The sequence below is a fragment of the Rickettsiales bacterium genome, assembly GCA_025210695.1.
GTDB lineage: Bacteria > Pseudomonadota > Alphaproteobacteria > Rickettsiales > CANDYO01 > CANDYO01.
Genome location: JAOARE010000026.1, coordinates 34671 through 43117 on the forward strand (window position 1 = coordinate 34671; position 8447 = coordinate 43117).

Genomic DNA, 8447 nt, shown 5'->3' on the forward strand with positions numbered 1-8447 from the left:
ACTATACAGGAATTATATCATGAGTAAAAATATAAATATTAAAAAATTGATGATAAGCAGCTTAATAATCCTTCTGCTAATATTAGGTATATTTTTGTTTTTTCGTAAAGACACAGCTTTCACAGATAATGCATATTTAAAATCAGATATTGTAATTATAAGACCTAAAGTAACCGGATATATAACTGAAGTGTATGTTGACGATAATCAAGATGTGAAGACCAATCAAATAATAGCTAAAATTGATGACAGAGATTACAAACTTAAAGTTATGCTCGAAGAAGCAAAAGTTGCAGCTGCCAATGCTAGATTAGATAATATAACTCAAACACTTAATATAAAAGAGCTAGATATTAATAAAGCTATCCTAGAGAAAAATTCTGCTAAAGTTAGTTTTGAAGTAGCTAACAACGAACTTAAAAGAGCAGAGTCTTTGGTGAAAAACAAAAGTATTTCACAACAAACTTTAGAAAAAAAACGTGACTTACAAAACAGCTTAAAGAATGATTATTCTGCCGCAGAATTTAATTATAAAGAAGCAATATTAAATAGAGACATCACAATCTCTAAGCTTAATGAAGCAAAAGCCTTTCTTAACGATGCTAAGATTAAATTAGATTTAGCCTTAGTGGATTTAGAGTATACCACTATCAGAGCCCCTAACGAAGGAAAAATAAGCCGTAGGTCCTTACAAATAGGACAGCTAGCTTCTCCACAAACGGCTTTAGCCTATTTAGTTCAGCGTAATATCTGGGTTGAAGCTAATTTTAAAGAAACCAAAATAGGAAAGATGAAACCCGGTCAAGCATCTATAGTTACGGTTGATAGTTTTAAAGGAGTTAAATTCAAAGCTAAAGTAGATGGATTATCTCCAGCTACCGGAGGAGAATTCAGCATATTACCTCCTGAAAATGCTACAGGGAATTTTACTAAAATAGTCCAAAGAATCCCTGTAAAAATTATTTTTGACTCAAATCAAGATTTATCTCTATTAAAGTCTGGATTATCTTGCGAGGTGAAGGTTGAGTTCTAATATAGAAAACACCGTTAGTACAGAAACCTGGATAGCTTTTATAAGCATGGTTTTTGGTATGTTTATGGCCATATTAGATATTCAAATAGTTGCAAGTTCTCTTAGAGAGATTCAATCTGGTTTATCTTCCACTCAAGATGAAATAAATTGGGTGCAATCTTCATATTTAATTGCTGAAGTAATAATTATTCCTATTTGCGGATGGTTATGCAAAGCTTTCTCCACAAGAATAGTATTTAGTATTTCTTGTGCTGGATTTACTATAATGAGCTTAGCATGTGCACTAGCCTGGAATCTTGAGTCTATGATAATATTTCGCGCTCTCCAAGGTTTCTTTGGTGGAGCTATGATTCCAACCGTGTTTGCAACTATTTTTGTAGTGTTTCCTCCTAAAATGAGACCAAATGTTACAGTGGTAATTGGGCTAGTAGTTACAATAGCACCTATAACCGGCCCAATCATTGGAGGATATATAACGGACTATCTCTCCTGGCCATATCTTTTTCTTCTTAATATTATACCTGGAATATTAGTGACTTTTTTTGTTTTTAAATTAGTGAACTTTGATCAAGCAAAATATGAATTATTACAAAAAATAGACTTTATAGGAATATTTCTGATAATAATTTGCCTAGGAACCTTACAATATACGCTAGAAGAAGGAACCAAAAAGCAATGGTTTGATAGCCACCTTATTTGCTTATTATTAGCAATATCTCTGCTCTCAGGAATTCTAATGATATATAGAGAATGGATAATAGAACATCCTGTAATTAATCTTCACGCTTTTCGTGACAGAAATTTCACCTGCGGATGTATCTTTAGTTTTGTTTTAGGCTGGGGATTATATACGGCTGTATTTCTTTTGCCCATTTACCTTGGATTTATAAAAGGTCTGAATAGTCTTCAAATAGGCGAATATTTATTTGTGACCGGAGTCTTCCAACTTCTATCCGCTCCAGTAGCAGGTATCTTATCTAAAAAAATAGATTTAAGACTAATGCTTGCCACAGGAATGTTTTTATTTGGCCTAGGGTGTTATATGAACACTAATATAACTTATGAGTCTGGATTTGATGAATTTTTCTTACCTCAAGCTGTAAGAGGATTTTCTCTAATGCTTTGTTTTCTACCCATCACTAGTTTAACCTTTGCCACCCTAAATACAGAAGAAGTTCATACAGCTAGTGGATTATATAACCTAATGCGTAATTTAGGAGGAGCAATTGGTTTAGCTGTAACTAATACTTTATTGCAAGATTGGACAAAAAGAAATTATTCTCATCTTAGAGATAACGTTAATTATAATAATGATGCAGCTAATAATACATATAATTTAATAGAATCTAATTTAACTAGTTTTGATTATGTTGAACCTGGTTCTGCTGCTATAAAAATGATAACGCAACTTGCTGAACGTGAAGCTTATATTATAACCTTTAATCAAGTATTTTTTATTATAGCTTTGTTGTTTTTTGCCAGTGTTCTATTAATGCCTATAGTACAAAAACTTGATCTTAATAAAAAAGATGATACTACTGTCTAACCTTAACAGGCTTACCACTTATTACCTTATTTAACCTAGCCCTAGCAGTAGACTTTGAAGATAATTCTCTTATTTCTTTACCTAATTTACTTTTTTTTATTTTATCTGCATCCGATAGATAATCTCTAACAGGCTCTGTGTCTGGATAATTAGCAAGACGACCAAGAAAAGATCTTTGATTCTTAACCGCCACTTTCTCAGGGGTATCACCATCTTTATTTTCTGCAGTTACATTAGCTCCATTTATAACCAAAACTTCTGCTAATTTTTTATCTCCCTTGAGCGCAGCCAGATGCAACGCAGTGTTTCCTTCTTTATCCATAGCTTGTGATAAAACATCCTGCCTCACCTCTGGGGACATTTTTTGTAAAACCTTATCTATTTTACTCATATCTGAGGACTCTAAAGCCTTTCTAAAATTTTCAAACACTATTGTTCTATCTATTTGCTCTTGAAAATCTTGACCAACTTGCAAAATCTCCCTTGCTGTATCTATTGCCTTTTGTATGTATCCATCATGATCATAATAATTTACCCATCCAGATGCTCCTGATTGATAAAGAGAACTAGTTTTATCCTTCTGCCCATGCAATACTTCTTCTAATATCACTAAATTTTTACTCCCTAAATATTCTAAAGGATTCTTCTGAAAATCTTCAGTTTTAGAAATTTCTTGTAATTTTAACAAAGCAGATTCCGTAAAAATATCTGATGCAGGAGAGGACTTCTTGGCATGATGCGTATAAAATTGTTTTATTTCTTCGACTAGACCTTTAGCTAGTGTTTCATTCCTTTGAAACTCGACATCTTTAACTTTTGTATTCGCTAAATATTCTCTAACCTTATCTGTGTCTGGAGCATCACTAAGTTCATCAAAAACAGATCTTTGATTATTAATTGCTTCTATTTCTGGTGTATTTCCTTTTTTATTTTTAGGCTCTAAGGAAGCTCCATTTCTAACTAAAATTCTAGCTAAATCTATATCCCCATCTATAGCTGCAATATGTAAAACTGTATTACCTTTAGCGTCTATTGGCTGGTCTAATACGCCCTTTAACGCCCCCTTTCCAAATCTCTCATCTATAGCTCTTATAGTTCCTTTTATAAGGTTATAATTTGATGGATCTTTTTCTATAAGATGCTTAAATATTATTTTTACTGCCCTAACTGATTCTAAATCTTTTTTAGCTTGTTTGGCTTTTTTAACTTGTGTTCCTCTGGCCATGCTCTGAAACTTTGTTACTACTTCTGCTGTGTCTTTGATCATAGCTTGAGTTTTTGTTGTATCGCGATAATCGGTATATCCGAAAGTTAAAGCATTCAATGCTTTGCCTATCATAGTAGCATTTTCCGCCCTTGCCACCTCTAGAGGGGTTTTTCCGAGGTTGTTTTTTATATCTATTTGCGCTCCATATTGAACAAAAAGTTTGGTTAATTCCTCATCTCCCTTAGCAGCAACTATATGTAAAGCTGTATTTTCCTTATCATCTATCGGCTGATTTAATATCTCACTTAATTCTTTTAGATCTATCTTATTTACAAATAAAACATTTAACATATCTTTAAGAAATTTTGTATCTACAAAATCTGACTTCATAGATTTAATAAAGTCTTCTTTAAAAATAGCCTTTCTTACTTCAAAATTATTCATATCATTTTATTCCTGAGAACGACCAAAAGATCGTTGTTTGTTCTCACGTTTTTCCTCTAATATTCTTTCAGCATGGCTTCTTGGGGATCTTGAAGAAGTAACCGATTTTTTCTTTACGGGCTCTTTCTGTCTCATATCATAGATAGATTTCTCTAAAATCAATTTGTCGTAACCTTTTTCAATATCATGATATTCTTTTATAAGCCCATCAATGTATTTCACCTTTAAATTAGAATTATCAAGATTTTTGAAATCTTCTTTTATTTGTATAACTCTATTTTCTAAATCATATGCTTTTTCTTTTGTCTGCAACAAGCGATCTAAGCTTTCTCTAGTTTTTTTATACAAAGGAGAGTTCTGCTGTTGTTGATCGTATAGATAATTTACTTCTCTTGTGAGTTTATTTGTTTGAGATGTCAAATCGTTATATATCTTTGTAAGATCTTGATCTGAATTCACAATGTTAGAAATTAAAGATTTTGCTTCCCTAATCTTTTCTGGAGCTGCGTCTTCACCAAAATTTTGAGTATAGAAATTATAAACTTTTTTAGCCCCCATTGCTACAGCCCCTACAGCAACTGCCCCTAATGCCAATTGAGAGGTTGTAGGAACTTTACTTTGTGGAACATTAATAGATGTATTATCTCCTGGTGCTGGCAATGCATTACTACCCTCTCCTACATTAATCTCCTTAGAAACATGTAATGTATTATTACCACCCGCCAAAGTACCCCCTTTTGAAACAGGTAATGCATCATCTTTAGAGTTTGTAGTCACACCATCTATTGATGGAGTAATAACACCTTGCTTCTTAGGTGTAAAAACATCCGTTATGGCGTTACTCATACGAGTTGGAAGCTTAGTAAGAATCTCTCCTATAGTATCAGGAATATCTCTATACGTAGGATCAGATAAAACTTTATGTTTATGAAGAGAATAAAGAATAGTTTCTGGAGTTTGTTGTATAGCCTCTTCTACTGGCAATCCCATTATAAGGGATTGATATTGGTAATTATCTGAAAATTTCATTGCAATTTCTGCTTTACCGTTTCCTGGATATTTTGATAAATCCGTTTGATATTGATAGTCACGCATTAATTTATTATCAGCTTTACCAGATTTTAATAAACTATCACCTTCTGCACCACGCCCCTCAGGTGTCATGCGCTCTATAATACGCTCCATATCTATATCATCACGAGACATAGATCTCTCTAACTCTCTTGTTAAACTCTCTAATTGTCTTTGATTGGGAGTTGAATCATATGTTACCACAGCTTGATTCACTTTCTGTAAATTAGAAGAACCATCATCCCCCCTTCCAGACTCTAACATTTTAAACGCTGATAATTTTAGATAACCCTGCGGATATAACTTCTCATAAAAATGAGGCTGAAAATTATGCTTTGGATTAGAAAAGTGTGCATATAGAAGATCATCCACATTAGATCTAAATTTATTTATTGATATTGGAGAATCTTCATTAGGACGATAACTTTGACTATGAAAATTATGCGTAAAAATTCTATCCGTTAAACTGAGTGCATCTTTAATAGATTGTTTGTCACCAGATTCTATCGCTTTATCCATAGCATAATAAGCAAAATTTACTACATCTGGATGCTTATCAGGCATCGCTCCAACAGTTCTACTTAACTCTTTTAACCTAGCAAAGTCTTTGTTACTCCAATCATCCTTCTGACAAATTTTAATAAATTCATCTCTTTCAACTGATGCATCTTCAAAACTATACATATCAGGATTTATTTCTGTAAATACAAAATCATCATCATCCACCATATTATAGAAACCTTTGTCTTAAAAATTAATTTCTTGGGTAAAAAGAGTAAATCAGAAAAGGTTAATATAAGGTTAATTCAACTTTATTATGCAATGTTGTTATATAATTATAATATTTAACTGCTGTATTTTGAAAACTCATATAAAGCAATTGCAGCCGCATTAGAAACATTAAGACTTTCTAAATTCTTAGAAATTTTTATTTTTGCTATATAATCACAGCTTTTCTTGGTGAGATTTCTCATTCCTTTATCCTCAGAGCCTAAAACGAAAACTATTTTATCCGAGAAAATAGAGTCATTCAACTCTATATCAGTATGCCCATCAAGACCTATGATCCAGTATCCTTCTTTCTGTAAAATTTTCATACAATTAGCTAAATTAGTTACTTTAACTAAAGGAATAGACTCACAAGCTCCAACAGCACATTTTATAATGGTTTGATTTTCGCTTGGACTATTATGCTCTGTTAAAATTATAGCATCTGCTGAAAATGCTGCAGCTGACCTTATAATGGCACCTATGTTATGAGGATCGGTAATCTGATCAAGAATTATTAAACAAGACTTTTCTTTAGCAGAATTCTTTTCAAGAACATCTTCAATTTCTAATGCCTTTAATGGAAAAACTTCTAGCACTATATTCTGATGATTAACTCCATCTGGTAATCTCATATCTATTTCATGAGCTTCCATTAAATGAACTTTAATTTCCAGCTTAGGAAAAGATAATTTTAATTCTCTCCAAATCTCCTGCGTTGTATATAATTTTTTATACTTACGATTAGGATTATTTAATGCAGCAATGACTGGGTGTTTACCGTAAATAAATAATTCTTGAGTTTTGTTTTGTTTTTTATGTGACATATTTTTATCTTTTGTTAGAAACATATGTTAAAATGATTGACAGATAATACAAGATATATTAAAAATATCAATCCTATAGATGTTCAGTGTCTATTAGATGTTCAGTGTCTATAGTGGATTGGGAGAGATGGCCGAGTGGTTAAAGGCAACAGACTGTAAATCTGTCCGTGTAATGCGTACGAAGGTTCGAATCCTTCTCTCTCCACCATAATTTACGCGGGTGTAGCTCAATGGTAGAGCCCCAGCCTTCCAAGCTGGTTACGTGGGTTCGATTCCCATCACCCGCTCCATTATAAAAAGATCTTCGCTATTTTAAATTAGTGAAGTCTATCACAATTTAAGAATGAGGAGAAATTTAAAGATGGCCAAGGAGAAGTTTTTAAGAAATAAGCCACACTGCAATATAGGGACAATTGGTCACGTTGATCATGGTAAAACAACCTTAACAGCAGCAATTACTGGTATAATGTCAGAGCTTGGTGGTGGTGATAAAATAGACTACGATCAAATTGATAGAGCGCCTGAAGAGAAAGCTCGTGGTATTACAATTGCAACAGCGCATGTTGAATATGAAACAGAGAAGCGTCACTATGCTCACGTTGATTGCCCGGGTCACGCCGATTATGTAAAGAACATGATTACTGGAGCTGCTCAAATGGATGGGGCGATATTGGTTGTTTCGGCAGCAGACGGTCCAATGCCTCAAACAAGAGAACATATTCTTCTTGCTCGTCAAGTTGGTGTTCCGTCTCTAGTTGTGTTTTTAAACAAAGTAGATATGGTTGATGATCCAGAATTATTAGAATTAGTAGAGATGGAAGTAAGAGAGTTATTAACTTCTTATGGTTTCCCAGGTGATGACATACCTGTTATTAAAGGTTCGGCGTTAGCAGCTATTGAAGGTAATAATCCTGAGATTGGTAAAGACAAGATTATTGAGTTGATGGCCGCGGTAGATAGTTTCATTCCGCAACCAGAGCGTCCTGTTGACCGTCCTTTCTTGATGCCTATTGAGGATGTGTTCTCAATTTCAGGTCGTGGAACAGTTGTTACTGGAAGAGTTGAGACTGGTATTATCAAAGTTGGTGAAGAGATTGAAATTGTTGGAATTCGCCCTACGCAAAAAACCACTTGTACTGGTGTTGAAATGTTCCGTAAGTTATTGGACGAAGGTCAGGCTGGTGATAATGTTGGTATATTACTACGTGGTACAAAGAGAGAAGATGTAGAGCGTGGTCAGGTGTTAGTAAAACCAGGCAGCATGACTCCACATACTAACTTTGATTCAGAAGCATATATCTTGAATAAAGATGAAGGTGGAAGACACACTCCGTTTTTCGGAAATTACCGTCCACAGTTCTACTTCAGAACCACAGACGTGACAGGTACAATAGTTTTACCTGAAGGAAAAGAAATGGTAATGCCAGGAGATAACGTAAACTTAAAAGTTGAATTAATATCTCCTATCGCAATGGATGAAGGCTTAAGATTTGCTATTCGTGAAGGTGGTCGCACTGTTGGTGCTGGCGTTGTTGCTAAAATTTTAAAATA

The 8447-nt window shown here is 33.7% G+C and carries 6 protein-coding genes and 2 tRNA genes; 5 read left to right on the forward strand and 3 right to left on the reverse strand.

Going from position 1 to position 8447, the window contains the following annotated elements; all coding sequences use genetic code 11:
- Window positions 1-19: 19 nt before the first annotated feature.
- Window positions 20-1033 (forward strand): HlyD family secretion protein, encoded by a 1014-nt coding sequence (locus N4A31_04520; protein MCT4635493.1) that lies wholly within the window; start codon window positions 20-22, stop codon window positions 1031-1033.
- A complete protein-coding gene (locus N4A31_04525; protein MCT4635494.1) occupies window positions 1023-2579 on the forward strand; it encodes a DHA2 family efflux MFS transporter permease subunit in 1557 nt (518 codons plus the stop codon). Before N4A31_04520 ends, N4A31_04525 begins: the two co-directional genes overlap by 11 nt.
- On the opposite strand, the gene N4A31_04530 is transcribed toward N4A31_04525, so the two are convergent.
- From N4A31_04530 to rlmB, 3 genes are all read right to left on the reverse strand, one after another.
- Window positions 2569-4230 (reverse strand): ankyrin repeat domain-containing protein, encoded by a 1662-nt coding sequence (locus N4A31_04530; GenBank protein MCT4635495.1) that lies wholly within the window; start codon window positions 4228-4230, stop codon window positions 2569-2571. The two genes, N4A31_04525 and N4A31_04530, sit on opposite strands and share 11 nt — an antisense overlap.
- A 6-nt stretch (window positions 4231-4236) precedes the next feature.
- On the reverse strand, window positions 4237-6030 hold the full coding sequence (locus tag N4A31_04535; protein ID MCT4635496.1) for a hypothetical protein: 1794 nt from the start codon (window positions 6028-6030) through the stop codon (window positions 4237-4239).
- Between the two features lie 116 nt (window positions 6031-6146).
- Complete coding sequence (gene rlmB / locus N4A31_04540) at window positions 6147-6896, reverse strand: 23S rRNA (guanosine(2251)-2'-O)-methyltransferase RlmB (GenBank protein MCT4635497.1); 750 nt, start codon at window positions 6894-6896, stop codon at window positions 6147-6149.
- 121 nt (window positions 6897-7017) lie between these two features.
- Here rlmB and N4A31_04545 point away from each other — a divergent pair.
- The 3 genes from N4A31_04545 to tuf all read left to right on the forward strand — a co-directional run.
- Window positions 7018-7104, forward strand: a tRNA-Tyr gene (locus tag N4A31_04545).
- A gap of 8 nt (window positions 7105-7112) precedes the next feature.
- Window positions 7113-7186: transfer RNA gene (locus N4A31_04550), tRNA-Gly, on the forward strand.
- 71 nt (window positions 7187-7257) lie between these two features.
- The coding region (gene tuf, locus N4A31_04555; protein MCT4635498.1) for an elongation factor Tu at window positions 7258-8447 on the forward strand (1190 nt) is incomplete at its 3' end.

What these genes read in the sequence shown, in the direction of transcription:
- N4A31_04535 (MCT4635496.1), bottom strand. Translation starts at nt 6,030, where the DNA reads ATGGTGGATGATGATGATTTTGTATTTACAGAAATAAATCCTGATATG.
- N4A31_04520 (MCT4635493.1), top strand. Translation starts at nt 20, where the DNA reads ATGAGTAAAAATATAAATATTAAAAAATTGATGATAAGCAGCTTAATA.
- rlmB (MCT4635497.1), bottom strand. Translation starts at nt 6,896, where the DNA reads ATGTCACATAAAAAACAAAACAAAACTCAAGAATTATTTATTTACGGT.
- N4A31_04530 (MCT4635495.1), bottom strand. Translation starts at nt 4,230, where the DNA reads ATGAATAATTTTGAAGTAAGAAAGGCTATTTTTAAAGAAGACTTTATT.